Annotated in this window: 13 protein-coding genes; 6 read left to right on the forward strand and 7 right to left on the reverse strand. The window is 72.9% G+C overall.

The features are described from left to right. Window positions 1-74 precede the first annotated feature (74 nt). On the forward strand, window positions 75-755 hold the full coding sequence (locus AB0C27_RS47920) for a CBS domain-containing protein (protein WP_357860100.1): 681 nt from the start codon (window positions 75-77) through the stop codon (window positions 753-755). Between the two features lie 2 nt (window positions 756-757). Beyond that, window positions 758-1,444 carry a CBS domain-containing protein gene (locus AB0C27_RS47925; RefSeq protein WP_357860103.1) on the forward strand — a complete coding sequence of 229 codons (687 nt, stop codon included), beginning with the start codon at window positions 758-760 and terminating at the stop codon, window positions 1,442-1,444. A 10-nt stretch (window positions 1,445-1,454) separates the two neighbouring features. On the opposite strand, the gene AB0C27_RS47930 is transcribed toward AB0C27_RS47925, so the two are convergent. The 4 genes from AB0C27_RS47930 to AB0C27_RS47945 all read right to left on the reverse strand — a co-directional run bounded on the left by AB0C27_RS47930 (window position 1,455) and on the right by AB0C27_RS47945 (window position 4,444). Continuing rightward, window positions 1,455-2,063 carry a TetR/AcrR family transcriptional regulator gene (locus AB0C27_RS47930; protein WP_357860106.1) on the reverse strand — a complete coding sequence of 203 codons (609 nt, stop codon included), beginning with the start codon at window positions 2,061-2,063 and terminating at the stop codon, window positions 1,455-1,457. Next, window positions 2,060-3,544, reverse strand: coding sequence for an FAD-dependent monooxygenase (locus AB0C27_RS47935; RefSeq protein WP_357860109.1), 1,485 nt, complete (start codon window positions 3,542-3,544; stop codon window positions 2,060-2,062). Before AB0C27_RS47935 ends, AB0C27_RS47930 begins: the two co-directional genes overlap by 4 nt. 101 nt (window positions 3,545-3,645) lie before the next feature. After that, window positions 3,646-3,837 (reverse strand): universal stress protein, encoded by a 192-nt coding sequence (locus AB0C27_RS47940; RefSeq protein ID WP_357860112.1) that lies wholly within the window; start codon window positions 3,835-3,837, stop codon window positions 3,646-3,648. A 76-nt stretch (window positions 3,838-3,913) separates the two neighbouring features. Next, entirely contained in the window at window positions 3,914-4,444 is a 531-nt protein-coding gene (locus tag AB0C27_RS47945; RefSeq protein WP_357860115.1) for a DoxX family protein, read from the reverse strand. A gap of 209 nt (window positions 4,445-4,653) precedes the next feature. Here AB0C27_RS47945 and AB0C27_RS47950 point away from each other — a divergent pair, with 209 nt between their 5' ends. Beyond that, the gene (locus AB0C27_RS47950) at window positions 4,654-5,607 is read left to right on the forward strand and encodes a hypothetical protein (RefSeq protein ID WP_357860118.1); all 954 of its coding nucleotides are present in this window, start codon (window positions 4,654-4,656) and stop codon (window positions 5,605-5,607) included. A 56-nt stretch (window positions 5,608-5,663) separates the two neighbouring features. On the opposite strand, the gene AB0C27_RS47955 is transcribed toward AB0C27_RS47950, so the two are convergent. Beyond that, window positions 5,664-8,081: a phosphoketolase family protein gene (locus AB0C27_RS47955; RefSeq protein WP_357860121.1), complete on the reverse strand. Its 2,418-nt coding sequence runs from the start codon at window positions 8,079-8,081 to the stop codon at window positions 5,664-5,666. Between the two features lie 443 nt (window positions 8,082-8,524). Here AB0C27_RS47955 and AB0C27_RS47960 point away from each other — a divergent pair, with 443 nt between their 5' ends. Together AB0C27_RS47960 and AB0C27_RS47965 are read left to right on the forward strand one after the other, a co-directional pair. Continuing rightward, on the forward strand, window positions 8,525-11,242 hold the full coding sequence (locus AB0C27_RS47960; protein ID WP_357860124.1) for a cation-transporting P-type ATPase: 2,718 nt from the start codon (window positions 8,525-8,527) through the stop codon (window positions 11,240-11,242). A 218-nt stretch (window positions 11,243-11,460) separates the two neighbouring features. After that, the gene (locus AB0C27_RS47965; protein WP_357860127.1) at window positions 11,461-12,366 is read left to right on the forward strand and encodes a universal stress protein; all 906 of its coding nucleotides are present in this window, start codon (window positions 11,461-11,463) and stop codon (window positions 12,364-12,366) included. A 79-nt stretch (window positions 12,367-12,445) separates the two neighbouring features. Here AB0C27_RS47965 and AB0C27_RS47970 read toward each other — a convergent pair whose 3' ends face one another. Then, a complete protein-coding gene (locus AB0C27_RS47970) occupies window positions 12,446-13,162 on the reverse strand; it encodes a response regulator transcription factor (protein ID WP_357860130.1) in 717 nt (238 codons plus the stop codon). Next, window positions 13,159-14,409: a sensor histidine kinase gene (locus AB0C27_RS47975; protein ID WP_357860133.1), complete on the reverse strand. Its 1,251-nt coding sequence runs from the start codon at window positions 14,407-14,409 to the stop codon at window positions 13,159-13,161. Before AB0C27_RS47975 ends, AB0C27_RS47970 begins: the two co-directional genes overlap by 4 nt. 80 nt (window positions 14,410-14,489) lie before the next feature. Between AB0C27_RS47975 and AB0C27_RS47980 the strand changes: the two genes are divergently transcribed. Next, window positions 14,490-15,656 (forward strand): alpha/beta hydrolase, encoded by a 1,167-nt coding sequence (locus AB0C27_RS47980; RefSeq protein ID WP_357860135.1) that lies wholly within the window; start codon window positions 14,490-14,492, stop codon window positions 15,654-15,656. The last annotated feature ends 23 nt before the right edge of the window (window positions 15,657-15,679 follow it).

Raw genomic sequence — 15,679 nt, forward strand, 5'->3', positions numbered from 1 at the left:
CCGCTCGGGACCTTCGCCTCTGAACGCCGCCGCCCGCCCGAGGTGTGATGAGGGCAACCGGCAAGGAGGATGTCATGCGCAGGACCGTCGCGGACGTGATGACGGACAAGGTCGTCGCCGTATCCGCCGCAACCCCGTTCAAGGAGATCGCCGAGACGCTCATCAGCGGCGGCATCAGCGCCGTCCCGGTCACCGACGACGACAACCATGTGCTCGGCGTGGTGTCGGAGGCCGACCTGCTGCGCAAGGAGGAGTTCCGCGAGCAGTACTACCGTGAGGGCTACCGGCCCCCGTTACGCGCCCGGCTGCGCCACCCCAAGGGCCGGCGGAAGGCCGAGGGCGACACCGCCGCCGAGCTGATGACCACCCCGGCCGTCACCGTCTCGCCGCAGGCGTCCGCCGTGGAGGCCGCCCGCCTCATGGACGGCCACGGCGTCAAGCGGCTCGCGGTGGTCGACTACAACGGCCGCCTCGTCGGCATCGTCAGCCGCCGTGACCTGGTCAAACTCTTCCTGCGCGGCGACGAGGCGATCGCCGCCGAGGTGCGCGACGATGTTCTCGACCGCAGCCTGTGGGTCGACACCGGCGACGTCCGCGTGGACGTGCTGCAGGGCGTCGTGACGCTGTCCGGCCGGATGGAGCGCCGCACCGAGGCCGCGATCGCCGTCCGCATGACCGGGCGGGTCAACGGCGTGGTCGACGTCGTCGACCGGCTCACCTGGAAGACCGACGATTCGAAGTGGGAAGGCAGGTAGCCATGTCCGTGCAGAAGGTCGAGAACGTCATGACCACCGACGTCGCCGCCGTCAACGAGAACGCCTCCTTCCACACCGTCGCCGAACTGCTGATCAGCCGGGGCATCAGCGGCGTGCCGGTGCTGGACGACGACAACCGCGTCCTGGGCGTGGTCTCCGAGGCCGACCTGCTGGCCAAGGAGGAGTTCAAGGAGCGCTACTACGGCGACGACTACCGGCCGCCGCTGCGTGCCCGCATCCGCCACAGTGCGGGCAGCGAGGGCAGCGGTTACCGCAAGTCACTCGGCGAGACCGCCGGCGCGCTGATGACCAGTCCCGCGCGCATCACCACTCCCGACGCCGCCGTCGTGACGGCCGCGCGCCTGATGGACCGCTACGGCGTCAAGCGCCTGCCGGTCGTGGACGCCGACGGCCGCCTCGTCGGCATCGTCAGCCGCCGTGACCTCATCAAGGTCTTCCTGCGCCTGGACGAGGACATCGAACGGGACGTCCGCGAGGCTCTGCGCGGCCGGGCCGACGTCAGCGTGACCGACGCCGTCGTCACCCTGACCGGGACCTTCCCCGAGCGCAGCCAGGCCGTCACCGCCGTCCACCTGGCCGAGAACATCGACGGCGTCGTGGCGGTGCACGACGAGCTGAGCTGGAAGCACGACGACATCGCCGACCTGCCCGTCTGGGGTGGCGCGTGACCTCGGGACCTCATGGTCCTGGCGGGTACAGGCCCGCCTGGCGGTAGACGGCCTTCAGGTAGCGCAGCATCCCGGCGGCGTCCGGGGGGTCGGGTTGCAGGACGCGGTAGGTCACCGCGCCGGCCATCATGTCGATGACGACGTCCAGGTCGGCGTCGGCGGCCACCAGGCCGTCCTGCTGGGCGCGGCGGAGCAGGGCGGCGGCCAGCTCCCTGCGGGGCAGGACGTAGTGCTTCCAATAGATCTCCATCAGCTCCGGATGGCTGACGGCCGAGCCCAGGATGCGCGCGACCAGTGCGCGGAAGCCCGGGCTCGCGGCCGTCTCGGCCGCCGCGGGCAGGAGGCGTTCGACGATGTCGCGCGGCGCCAGGGCCTGGACGTCGGCGGCCGACGGGCTGACCTCGGCGCTCACCTCCTGCTCGATGGCCTGGGCGAGCAGCTCCTCCTTGCTGCTCCAGCGGCGATAGAGGGTCAGCTTGCCCACGCCCGCGCGTTTGGCGACCTGCTCCATGCTGGTGCCCTCGACGCCGCGTTCGACGAACAGCTCCAGCGCGGCGGCCAGGATCGCGGTGTCGGTGCCTGGGTCGCGCGGGCGCCCTCGTCCTCGGGTGACCGTCACCCGAGTGCCCCGTCCAGCCACTCGTCCAGCCAGCGGCCGAACTCGGCCGGCCCCCCCTTGCAGGCCAGGTGCCCGTCCGGGCGGACGAGCAGCGCCTGCCCCGCGGAGCCGGAGGCGTGCAGCCGAACGACGCGGTCGCCGAGCCGCCGCCGGGCCGCCTCGAAGGCGGCGTCCCCGCGGTCGCCGAGCACCGCCCAGGTGCCGCGCAGCTCTGCGTACAAGCGGGTGCGGGTGCCGTCGTCGCGTTCGCAGGCCAGGTCGGGCACGCGGTCGCCGGGACGGGGTCTGCCGCCCCGGCCCCCGAGCGGCCCGCCGCGGTAGCTCACCCACAGTTGCGAGGTCGTGTACGTGATCCACCGCTGGATCCAGGCCAGGCTGAAGACGCGCAGCAGGATCTGGTCGCGCAGGAACCGGCCGAGCGGCCCGTCGGCGATGTTGACCTTGGTGGCCGCGGTGCTGCCCCGCAGCACGGCGGTGGCGAGCGGGCGGCGTTCGGCCTGGTAGGTGTCGAGCAGCCGGTCCCCAGCCGATCCATTTACCACGAGGGCGAGCTTCCAGGCGAGGTTCTCGGCGTCGCCGAGGCCGGTCAGCATGCCTTGGCCGCCGAACGGGGCATGGACGTGCGCGGCGTCGCCGGCCAGCAGGACGCGCCCGGCGCGGTAGCCGTCGGCCAGGCGCCGGTGCACGCTGAACAGCGAGGCCCAGGTGACCTCGCCCAGCCGCAGGCCGGGCCGGCCGGTGCGGCCTGGCAGGATGCGCCGCATCCGGTCGGCGATCTGCTCCTCGCTGGGTTTGTCGTCGGTGAAGGCGGGGTCGTAGGCGAGCAGCCGCCAGTGCCCGCCGGGCATCGGCATGGCGCCCAGCATGCCATCCCGATGCACCCAGCCGCTGGTGCCCGATCGGTCCAGCGCGGGCTCGCCGTCGATGTGGCCGTCGACGAGCAGGAAACGTTCGCTGACCTTGACGCCGGGGAAGCCGATGCCGGCCAGCTTGCGGACCGTGCTGCCGGCGCCGTCGCAGCCTGCCAGCCAGCCGGCCCTCACGGTGCCGCCGTCGGCGAGCACCGCGGTGACGCCGGTCGCGTCCTGGGCGATCTCGACCACGCCGTTGCCCCATTCAGGCCGGACTCCGAGCTCGGCCAGCCGCTCACGCAGCACCGCCTCGACCCGCGCCTGCGAGATCACCATGGGCGCGGCGGCGGTGCGGAGCCCGGGGTCGCCGAACCGGATGCGCATCATCGGGCGGTCCCCCGCGTAGGTGGTGATCGTCATGGCCCGCACCGACTCCTGCGGCAGCTCGCCCAGGGCGTCGAGGCGGTCGAGCACCTCCGAGCCGCGGGCGTGCACGAAGTTCGCCCGCGAGGTGGTCGCCGGGCCGGCGGCCTTGTCGATCACCCGTACCGCGACGCCGTGCTCGCGCAGCCCGCAGGCCAGCGCGAGACCGACCGGTCCCGCGCCGACCACCAGTACTTCCGTGTCCATCGCCATCACCTCACTATTTTATTTACGAAACGGTCTCGTAAAATAAATAGTGCTCGCGATGAGCTGTCCTGTCCAGCCGTCAGCGTCGGGGACGGGCCGGATCAACGGGTGATTCTCACCACAGCCAGCGGGCACGGGGCGTGGTGCAGCAGGGCATGACTGACCGACCCCAGCACCATGCCGGCGAACGTGCCGTACCCATGCGAGCCCACCACCAGCAGCTCGGCGTCCCGCGCCGCCCGGCCGGCGGCCTCCAGCCCGGCCCGCGAGCCGTCCACTCCCACGACGATCATGATCTTTCCTCCGTCCTCGCTTCTGCGTCGGCGAAAGCCCGCCCTGCGGGGCAGGGCGGGCGGGTGGCCGAGGGACTCACTTGAGCCACGGGGTGCGGCGGACGACGGGCAGGTTGCCCAGTCCGAACGTGCGGCCGGCGCCGGCCAGGGCCAGACCGACGAGGACGATCGCGTAGACGATGTGGTCGTCCATGAACGGGTTGGTGGTCAGGGGCAGCTCGGCCGCCCACATCAGCAGCAGCATCGCGCCGCCCGCGCCGGCCGCGATCCGGGTGCCGATCCCGAGCACGAGCGCCAGGCCGACGCCGGCCAGACCGGCCATGAACAGCCAGTCCACCCACGCCTGTCCGGCCAGGGCCGAGAAGAAGCCGCCCAGGGCGTTCTCGCCGGTGCCCTTGAGGAAGCCGGTGGTCGGGCTGCCGCCGTTGATCCAGGCCTTGGCCGCCGGGGTGGCGAAGCCCCAGCCGAAGGTCTTGTCCAGGAACGCCCAGAGGAAGATCCAGCCGAGCGAGATCCGGGCGGCGGCCCAGGCGTAGTCGGCGGGGTTCTTGTGCTCCGCCTGGTCCACGCTGGGGTGTGTCACGGGCCGGTTGACGGTGGTGGCCATGGCGGGCCTTCCTTTCCTGATTTTTCACGCTTTCTTGCTCGCACCTCCATCACACCGTTCAGCGCGGCCGGTGCTCAGTGCCGTACGGCCCGAGGCTGGAGGACCTTGGTCCTCCGCCCTCGGCCGGGACCTTTGGCGGGCGGGCGGGGTCTTCGGACACTCACCGCACCCGGACCGGGTGCGGCAGCGTCGGCGGCAGGAGGTGTGTGATGTCCGTTTCACTCGCTACCGAACTCGGCGCCCGGCGGCTGCTCGTGGCGGCCGGGCAGGCGCCGTCGGTGTTCAACACCCAGCCGTGGCGCTTCCGGGTGGTGCGCGGGGAGTTCGTCGAGCTGTTCGCCGACCACGACCGGTGGCTCCGGATCAGTGATCCGCGCGGGCGTAACCAGTACGTGAGCTGCGGCGCGGCGCTGTTCAACCTGCGCCTGGCGGTGCGCACGGCCGGCCGGCGGCCGGTGGTGTGGCTGCTGCCCTCGCCCGAGGAGGAGCCCGAGCTGCTGGCGGCCGTGCGCATGGGCGGGAGCCTCCCCGTCCCCGACGAGTACCGCGTGTTGTACGACCTCATCCCCGTGCGCCGCACCAGCCGCCGCCCGTTCGCCGACCGCGTCCTGCCGCGCGCGGTGCGGGCCGGGCTCCGGCAGGCCGCCCGCCGGGAGGGTGCGGGGCTGGTCTTCCTCGACCGGCACGTGACGGACGACATGCTCGACTACGCCGCCATCGCCGAGGAGCAGCTGGCCCGCGACCACGACTACCGCGCCGAACTGGCCGCGTGGACGATGCCGGGCGCGCGTTACGACGGCCTGCCCGGCTACGTCCACGGGCCGCGCCCGCTGCGGGATCCGGCGCCGGTGCGTGACTTCGGGCGGCAGGAGGGCACGGCCCGGTTCGAGGAGCGGCCGCAGCTCGCGGTGCTGACCACGATCGGCGACCGCCCCGATGACTGGCTGCGAGCGGGTCAGGCACTGCAGCGGGTGCTGCTGGTGGCCGCCGGGCTCGGCGTGGCGGCGTCGTTCCTGAACCAGCCGCTCGACCTGCGCGACATGCGCGGGCGGCGCGACCCGCGCCACCGCAGAGGCCACCCGCAGATGATCATCAGGTTCGGTTACGGGCTTCCCGTGGCGCGCAGCCCGCGCCGGCCCGCCGGCGAGCTGGAAGCCACCTGAGCCGCTCCGTGCGGAAGGACCGGCCCTCGGGGGGCCGGTCCTTCCGCCTTCCGCGCTCAGTCGCCCAGTGACCAGTCACGCACCTCGGGCATGTCCTCCAGGTGCTCGACCACGTACGCCTGGTGCTCGGCGAGTTTCCGCTCGCACCAGGCCATCAGGTCGCTCGCGCCGCGCGGCAGCCGCCCGGCGTTGTTGATGGCGTCCATGACCAGGTGGTAGCGGGAGGCGCGGTTGCGCACGGTCATGTCGAAGGGCGTGGTGGTGGTGCCCTCCTCGATGAAGCCGCGCACCCGGAACCGGTCGGCGTCCGGGCGCCCGTGCACGAGTTGGTGGATCGCGCCGGGATAGCCGTGAAAGGCGAACACGACGTCCACGGTGTCGGTGAACAGCTCGGTGAACAGCGTGCCGCTCATGCCGTGCGGATGGTCCTTGGGCCGCGTCAGCGTCATCAGGTCGACGACGTTGACCACCCGCACTTTCAGGCCGGGCAGCCGCTCCTTGAGGATCTGGGCCGCCGCGACCGTCTCCATGGTCACCACGTCCCCGGCGCAGGCCAGCACGATGTCCGGGTCGCTGGTGCCGTCGTCGGTGCCGGCCCACTCCCAGATCCCGGCCCCGCGGGCGCAGTGCTCGATCGCCTGGTCGATGCTCAGCCACTGCGGCTGCGGCTGCTTGTCGATGACGATGAGGTTGATGTACGACCGCGAGCGCAGGCAGTGGTCGGCCACCGACAGCAGGCAGTTGGCGTCCGGCGGGACGTAGACGCGGGCCACATCGCCGCGCTGGGTCAGCACGACCTGGATCAGGCCGGGGCCCTGGTGGGAGAAGCCGTTGTGGTCGTTGCGCCAGGCGGTCGAGGTCAGCAGCACGTTGAGGCTGGGCACCTTGGCCCGCCAGGGCAGCCGGCCGGCCTCCTGGAGCCACTTGCCGTGCTGCACCGTCTGGGAGGCGCTGACCATCGCGAACGCCTCATACGTGGCGAACATGCCGTGCCGCCCGGTCAGCGTGTAGCCCTCCAGCCAGCCGTGGCAGTTGTGCTCCGACAGCACCTCCATGACCCGCCCGTTCCTGCTGATCGCCACGTCGTCGCCGGTGACGCGTTCGGCGAAGGCACGGTCCGACTCCTCGAACACGGCGCCGAGCCGGTTGCTGCTGGTCTCGTCCGGACAGAACAGCCGGAAGGTGTGCGGATTGTCGCGGTAGACGTCCCGCAGCAGCTCGCCGAGCCGGCGGGTCGACTCGGCCCGCGTCCGCGCCGGACGCGGCACCTCGACGGCGTAGTCGCGGAAGTCGGGCAGGGCGAGGTCGCGCGTCAGCAGCCCGCCGTTGGCGTGCGGGCTCGCGCTCATCCGCAGGTCGCCGTCGGGGGGCAGGCCGCGTACCAGCTCGGCGGGCGCGCCGGTGGCGTCGAACAGCTCCTCCGGCCGGTACGAGCGCAGCCAGCCCTCCAGGATCGCCAGGTGTTCCGGGTTGTCGCGCACCCCGGACAGCGGCACCTGGTGCGAGCGCCACGTGCCCGCCATCTGCACGCCGTCCACCTGCTCCGGGCCGGTCCACCCCTTGGGCGAGCGCAGGACGATCAGCGGCCACCGCGGCCGGCTCCCATCCCACCCGCCGGTGCGAGCCTGGTGCTGGATGGCGCGGATCCTGCTCCAGGCGTCGGCCAGTGCCGCTGCGAAGCGAAGATGCATGCCGGGCAGGTCGGATCCCTCCACCTCCAGCACGTCGTAACCGTGGCCCCCCAGCAGCCGGCGCACCTCGGCCGGGTCCTTGCGGGCCAGCACCGTCGGGCCGGCGATCTTCGCGCCGTTCAGGTGCAGGATCGGCAGGACGGCGCCGTCACGTTCCGGGTTGAGGAACGACACGCCCTTCCACGACCCCTCCAGCGGCCCGGTCTCGGCCTCGCCGTCGCCCACCACCGCCACGGCCAGCAGGTCGGGGTTGTCCATGACGGCGCCGAAGGCGTGCACCAGCACGTACCCCAGCTCGCCGCCCTCGTGGATCGAGCCGGGGGTGGTCACCGAGACGTGGCTGGGGATGCCGCCCGGGCTGGAGAACTGCCGGAACAGCCGCGCCATCCCGGCCTCGTCCTGACTGACGTGCGGGTAGATCTCGCTGTAGGTCCCCTCCAGGTAGCCGGCGGCCACCAGCGCCGGCCCGCCGTGCCCGGGCCCGGCGAGGTAGATCGCCTGCTGCCCGGTGTGCCGGATGAGCCGGGAGACGTGCGCGTAGATCAGCGACAGTCCCGGGCTGGTGCCCCAGTGGCCCAGCAGCCGCGGTTTGATGTGCCGCGGCGCCAGCGGCTCGCGGAGCAGCGGATTGCCTTTGAGGTAGATCTGCCCGATCGTGAGGTAGTTGGCGGCCCGCCACCAGGCGTCCAGCTGTTCGAGCTCCTCGGGTGCCGGGGCGGCCAGTCTCCGCAGCGTGTTCTCGTCGACGGCCTCGCGGACCTGCTCACCAGAAACCGCGGTCATGCGCACGTTCCCTTCTCGGCATGGTTGACGGGAGTGCCCGGCTCTCGGCTTTCCGTCGAGCGGCACGGCATCCCCGCTGTCGTCACCCCATCCGATCTCAGCCGGGGGTCCTGCGGACAGGGCCGGAAGTCCCGACCGCCGCAGGCATTTGGGCCGCCCGCCGGTACGGAGGCGCCGCCGGGTGTGGAGCAGGGCGTCTTCCCCGATGTGTGCTTCCGGCCTGGCGGGAAAGGACTAACGTCCCTGGTCGCCGCGGTCCTCGTTCGCGAACAGTAGGAAGCGACCGGCAACAAGCGGACAGGCATTCAGCGGACAACGGACGCCAGACGGCGGACGATCGGCGACGGACGGCCAACGATGGACGGCCGGCGGCGGACACAGCCGAGCGGCCGTCCGCCGGCCGGACTGCCGCGGCGAGCACGGAGGACATGACGGTGACGACGGTGACGCCTTTGACTGGGCTGACGTCGGCCGAGGCGGCCGCCCGGCTGGCACGCGACGGCGCGAACCTGCTCCCGCAGAAGCCTCCCGTCCCCCTGTGGCGCCGGATCGCCGCGCAGCTGCGGGACCCGCTCATCGCCGTCCTGCTCATCGCGGCGGTGCTGACCGTCACGACGGGCGACTGGGCCGACGCGACCGTGATCATGCTGGTGATCGTGGTCAACACCACCGTCGGGGTGGTCCAGGAGATCCGGGCCGACCGCGCGATCACGGCTCTGGCGCAGCTCGCCAGCCCGGAGGCGCGCGTGGTCCGCGACGGCCGGCAGCAGCAGATCCCGTCGAGCGACGTCGTGGTGGGAGATCTGCTGGTCCTGGCCGAGGGCGACATCGTCCCCGCCGACGCCGAGGTGCGCGAGGCGGCGGCCCTGCTCGTCGACGAGTCGGCGCTGACGGGCGAGTCGGTGCCGGTGGACAAGCCCGCGGGCGAGCCGCTCTCCTCCGGCACCGTCGTGGTACGCGGGCGCGGCCGCGCGGTGGTCACCGCCACCGGGGCGGCCAGCGCGAGCGGCCGCATCGCCTCCCTGATGGTCAAGAGCACCGGGCTCACGCCGTTGCAGCGCCGCCTGGTGGGGGTCGGCCGACTGCTGGCGGGCGTCGCCGTGCTCCTGTCGGCGGTGGTCCTGGCTCTGGGTCTGGTACGCGGCCAGCCGGTGCAGCTGATGGTGATCACCGCCATCAGCCTGGTGGTCGCCGCCGTACCCGAGTCCCTGCCCGCCGTCGTGACCCTGAGCCTGGCCCTGGGCGCCCGCCGAATGGCCGCCCGCAACGCCCTCGTCCGCAAACTGCCCGCGGTGGAGACCCTCGGCTCGGTAACCGCCCTGGCCACCGACAAAACCGGCACCCTGACCGAGGGCACCATGGTGGCCCGGCACCTATGGACCCCATCGGCCCAGGCCACGCTCACCGGCACCGGCTACGCCCCGGAAGGCCGAATCACCAGCGACGCCGCCCCAGACGCCTTCACCGCACTGCTGACGGCAGCCGTGCTCTGCAACGACGCCCGCCTCGCACCCCCGCAAACCCCATCCGGCGAACCGCCGACACCGGACCCCCGCAAATCACCGGCGCTGGGCTCCGGTGAATGGGGGGCGCTGGGCGATCCCACCGAGGCGGCGCTGCTTGCCGCCGCTGCCAAGCTCGGCCTCGACCGCCGGGACGTGCAAACCCGCTTCCCCCGCCTGGCCGAACTGCCCTTCGACAGCGGCCGCAAGCGTATGAGCACCCTGCACCGGCTGCCCGGCGGCGGTGTCCGGCTCATCTGCAAGGGCGCGCCGGAGGCTCTGCTGCACCACCCCGTCCTGATCGACGAACCGGACCTGCTCGCCCACGCCGCCGCCCAGGCCGACCGGTTCGCCCAGGACGGCTACCGGGTCCTGGCCGTGGCGAGCACCGATCTCGACGACGTACCGGCCACGCTTCAAGAGAGCGGCCTGTCGCTGCTCGGCCTGATCGCGATCCTGGACCCGCCACGTCCGGCCGCCGCCACCGCCGTCGCCGACTGCAAGCGGGCCGGCATCAGGCCCATCCTCATCACCGGGGACCACCCGGGCACCGCCCGGGCCATCGCCATCGAACTGGGCATCATCGCCGGCGGCGACCCGGTCGTCGACTGCCGCGAGCCCGGCGCCCTCGACCGGGACCGAGCCCAGGACCAGGACCGGGATGGGGACCAGTACCAGGATCGGGAGCAGGGCCGGGGCGGGGACCGGGACCGGGACCGGGAGCAGGGTCGGGCTGCCGACCAGTACCAGGGCCGGGACCGGGAACAGGGCCGGGTTCAGGCGGCCGTCTATGCGCGTGCCACCCCCGAGCAGAAGCTGGACATCATCCAGCGCCTCCAGGAGCAGGGCGGCATCCTGGCCATGACCGGTGACGGCGTCAACGACGGCCCCGCGCTCCGCCGCGCCGACATCGGCGTGGCCATGGGCAGGCGCGGCACCGAGGTGGCCCGGCAGGCCGCCGACCTGGTCCTCGCCGACGACAACCTCGACACCGTCGTCGCGGCCGTCGAAGAGGGCCGTCGCGTGTACGCCAACATCCGCCGTTTCCTCGTCTACGGCCTGTCCGGCGGCGCCGCCGAGATCGCCGTGATGCTGCTGGGCCCGTTCGTCGGCCTCCCGCTCCCCCTGCTTCCTGCCCAGATCCTCTGGATCAACCTGCTCACCCACGGCCTGCCCGGCGTGGCCCTCGGCGGCGAGCCCACCGTCCCCGGCGCCATGGCCGGCCCGCCCCGGCCGCCCGGCCAGAGCATCCTCGGCGCGGGCCTGTGGCAGCGTGTCCTCAGGATCGCCGTCGTGCTCACCGCCGTCACCCTCGGCGTCGCCGTCTGGGCCGCCGCGACCGGACGGCCGTGGCAGAGCATGGCCTTCTTCGCGCTCGGCGCCACTCAGCTCGGCGTCGCGCTCGGCTCCAGAACCCGGCCGGGATCCCTGGCCAACCCCATGCTGCTGTTCGCCGTCGCCGGCGCGTTCGTCCTGCAACTGGCCGCCCTGTACGTACCGCCGCTGCGCCAGCTCCTCGGCACCCAGCCGCTGGAGGCGGGCGACCTGCTGATCGTCACCGCGCTGTCCGTACTCGGCTACGCCGCCGCCCGCCTCGACCGCATCCTGCACCCCTCGCCCCGCCCTGCCCCGGCCGTACCGCCCGCACCCGGCCCCTGAGATCACGCGACAAGCACGAGACCGGCCCTTCTCCCAAGCCCTCGCTGGACGAGCACGAGACCACTCCTCCCGACCCTCGCTGAAGGCTCTCCAGCAAACCCCAATGGAGGCAAGCAAGCCATGGCGAGGCTTTTGCGCCCTCACGGGGCTTGTCCCCATGGCCCCGGGAAAGCTCAACCGATGCAGGAGCAGACGGTTCCGCTCAGGGAGGCGGCGAGATGAGCGATGGCCTGGCCGGCCGGCCCGTCCTGGTCGGCTACGACGACTCGCCCGAGAGCCGGCACGCGCTGATCTGGGCGGTCGAGGAAGCGCGGCTGCGCGGTCTCCCCGTGCTGGTCTGCCACGCCCTGCACTGGCCTTATGCCCTCAAGCCCCTCTCCGAGGACGTCATGGCGCAGATCGACCAGGCGGCGCAGGAGGTCGTGGACGAAGGCGTCCGGCGGGCCCGTGAGCTCGCCCCGGACGTGGACGTCCGCCGGATCCTCGGACGGGGCTCACCCGCCGCCGTGCTCCTGGAGCTCGGGCGCGCGGCGGAGCTGACGGTGCTGGGACTGCGCGGGCAGGGCGGGTTCGAAGGTCTGGAGGTGGGGTCGGCCTCTGTCCAGGTGGCCGCGCACTGCGTGGGACCGGTCGTCGTCGTACGCCCGGAGCTCCAGCCCCGGACCGGCCCGGACGCCAGGATCGTGGTCGGCCTGGACGGCTCACCCGCCAGTCTCGCCGCGCTCGATCTCGCCCTGGACGAGGCCGCGCTGCGCCTCGGCACCGTGACGGTCCTGTGCTGCTGGGCCGACTGCGGATCGTCGTCCTGGGCGGAGCCGCTGCCGTTCGTGGACTCCCGCGCGCTGCGCCGGGGAGCCGAGGCCCGGTTCCGCGAGGTCGCCGCACACCTGGCCCAGAAACGTCCCGACGTGCCGATGATCACCGAGTTCGTCACCGAACGCCCACAGCGCGCTCTGCTCGACGCGGCCAGGGACGCCACGCTCCTCGTGCTCGGCAACCGGGGCAACGAATCTCCCCCGTGCCTGCTCCTGGGCCCGGTCACCCAGGCCGCACTGCTCGAAGCCTGGTGCCCGGTCGCGGTGACCCCCGCGGCCATCATGAAACCGCGAATCCCACCGGGGTGAACGCCACGCGGCGACCACGTCAGGCCGGCGCCGGCCTGGGAGGAGACGAGTGGCGCGGTGGCAGGCGGACTGTCGACGATCACTTCGACGGTGCCACCAGACCCGCCTCGTAGGCGAGGATGACGAGCTGAACCCGGTCACGCGCGTCGAGCTTGCTCAGCAGCCGGCTCACGTACGCCTTGACGGTGGCGACGCTGATGACCAGGTCGGCGGCTATCTCGGCATTGGTCAGGCCCCGCGCGATCAGGGTGAGAACCTCGCGTTCCCGCTCGGTGACGCCCTCCAGCCCCCGCGATGCGGGATGCGGTAGGGCTGCGGGATACGACGCGGGATCGGGTGCGGAATGCGGCACGGGGTCGGGATGCGGGGTTGGGCGGTCGGCGAACGCCTCGATCAGGCGCCGGGTGACGCCGGGCGCGATCAGGGCGTCGCCGGCGGCCACGACCCGGACCGCGGTGAGGATGTCGTCCAGGGCCATGTCCTTGACCAGGAATCCGGACGCGCCCGCGCGGAGCGCCCCGTAGACGTAGTCGTCCTCGTCGAACGTGGTCAGGACGATGACACGGGCCCCGCTGGAGCCTTGGGCGATCAGCCGGGTGGCCTCGATGCCGTCCATGACGGGCATGCGGATGTCCATCACCACGACGTCGGGATCCTGTTCCTCGGTCAGCCGGACGGCGTCGAGCCCGGTCGCGGCCTCCCCGACGAGTTCGAGGTCGGCGGCGTCGGAGATGACCATCTGCAGGGCGGCGCGGATCAGCGGCTGGTCGTCGGCCAGGACGACGCGGACGGTCATCGCGCCTCCGCGGTCAGGGGCAGCCGGGCCGCGACCCGGAACCCGCCCTCGGCGCGCGGTCCGGCGGAGAAGCTCCCCCGCAGCAGGTTGGCCCGCTCCCGCATCCCGACCAGGCCGTAACCGCCCTCCGCCCTGCGGCGGGGACCGCGTCCGCCGTCGAGGACCTCGACGGCCAGCTCGTCGTCGCGGTATTCGATCGACACCCGGCATCGGCTCGTGCCTGCATGGCGCACCACGTTGGTGATCGCCTCCTGGATGATGCGGTAGGCCGAGACGTCGATCTCCGGCGGCAACGGGCGTCGTTCGCCCAGCCGGCGCACCTCGACGTGGACCCCGGCGTCCGTCGTCGTCGCCACAAGCCGGTCGAGATCCGACAGACCGGGCGCCGAATCGGGCGCCTGACCCTGCCCACCGCGCCCCTGCCCACCGCGCCCCTGCCCGCCCTGACCCTGCTCGACGTGACCCTGCTCGACGTGACGCAGGACGCCGAGCATGTGCCGCAATCCGGACAGCGTCTCCCGGCCGACCTGCTCGATGTCGCCGAGCGCCTGGCCTGCCCGGCCCGGCTGGGTGTCGATGACCCGCCGGGCGGCGCCGGCTTGAAGGGCGATGACGCCGATGCTGTGGGCGACCGTGTCGTGCAGTTCACGCGAGATGCGCAGGCGTTCGTCGGCGACGGCCTGGGCGGTGGTCGTGGCGATCAGCGTGGCGGCGTGCTCGCGGGCTTGCCGCACCGAATGGCCGACCAGCCAGGCGATCACCGCCGTCATGGCCACGGCCAGCTCCGCCGAGGTGCCGGCGGGCCAGCCGAACAGCAGCCGGGTGGTCAGATAGCCGGCCAGCACGGTGAGCGCGCCGAGCAGGGCGACGATCCCGGTACGGCGCGCGCGTTCGGCCGCGATGAAGAAAATCGCGACGTCAGCCGCCAGGAACTGCGCCAAGGGGATTTCGCCCACGCCCAGAGGCACGCACGCGAAGACCGCGGCGACGAGCAACAGGCCCATCGCCGTCAGCGGCCGCCGGCGCAGCAGGGCACCGGCGACGTGCGTCAGCACCGTCGACACCACCAGCCAGGCCAGTCCGTCCCAGCGGTAGAAGAACGGCCCCGCCTGTTTGGCCGGCTCGGACTCGCCGGGAAGCTCGACCCGGATGAGGAACGTGAACGCCAGGCCCGCCCACCAGGCGAGAACCGTCCAGACGCCGGGCGGAACCCGCTTCAGCGGCGGCAGGGTCGGCATCACGTGCATGCCCGAGATCGTAACGGCGCATCGGGAACCACCGCATCGGACCACGGGTGTACGACCACGGGCTATCCGCACCTCCGGGAATGCCGACGGTGGTCCGATGTGGCACCGGCCTGGCCTGCGGCACCGTCGATCGGGTGATGCACGTCAACGTGTCCCGTCTGCGCCGCACCCTGCTGGCCGCCTCCATCGCCGCCGCGGTGGCGGTGCCGCTGAGCGAGGCGGCACGTCCGTCGGCCGTCCCCGCCCCAGTACCCGCCGCCTCGGCCTCGCCACTGAGCGAAGCGGCACGTCCGTCGGCCGTCCCCGCTCCCGTCCCCACCGACACCGACACCGGCACCGGCAGCGCCGTCCCCACCGCCTTGCCCACCGCCCTGCCCACCACCGGGCCCACCACCGGGCTCGCCGATTGGGCATCGCCTCGGCCCGCGACATCGGCGGCTCTGGCCGCACGCTACGCCGCCGTCCGGGGCGACATCGTGGCCGCCGAGCGGATGGCCGCCGGCCACGGCCACCGACGACGGGCCGCGATGCTGCACGCGATGGCCGAACCCGCACGCCGGCTGCTGTCCTTCGACGGCCGTGACGGCGGCCGTGCCGCCGAGGTCTTCGGCGACCTGACGACGGCCGAGCACCTCGCCGTGCTGGTGCCCGGCGGCGACACCCACCTCGACAAGTACGGGCTCCTGCGCGGCGGCGCGCTGAGGCTGAGCCAGGCGCTCGGCGACCGGTCCGCGGTCATCGCCTGGCTCGGCTACCGCACCCCCAACACGGTGAGCCTGGCGGCGCTCACCACCGGCCGCGCCGACGAGGCCGCGCCCGCGTTGCGCGCCTTCGTCCGGGAGCTCACCGAGCTCAGGCCCGTCGCCCGAGTCACCCTGGTGTGCCACTCCTACGGCAGCGTGGTCTGCGGACGGGCGGCTCCCGGCCTGGACGTCGCCGGCATGGTGCTGATCGGCAGCCCCGGCGTCACCGCCGGCGACGCCGCCGCGTTACGCACCCCGGCGACCGTATGGGCCGGCCGGGGAAGCCGCGACTGGATCGCCGGGGTGCCGCACCTCCGGCTCCGCCTGCCGTACGTCACGGTCGGATTCGGCGCCGACCCGGTCGCCCCGGGCTTCGGCGCCCGCGTCTTCGCGGCCGGCGACGGCGGGCACAGCGACTATTTCCGGGCCGGATCCCCGTCGCTGACGAACATCGCCCGCATCGTCTCAGGACAACCCCCCGCCGAGGTGCGCGGTGGTCACTGAGCCCGCTCGCACCGCCTCAGGAC

The sequence above is a fragment of the Nonomuraea sp. NPDC048882 genome (assembly GCF_040649755.1).
GTDB lineage: Bacteria > Actinomycetota > Actinomycetes > Streptosporangiales > Streptosporangiaceae > Nonomuraea > Nonomuraea maheshkhaliensis.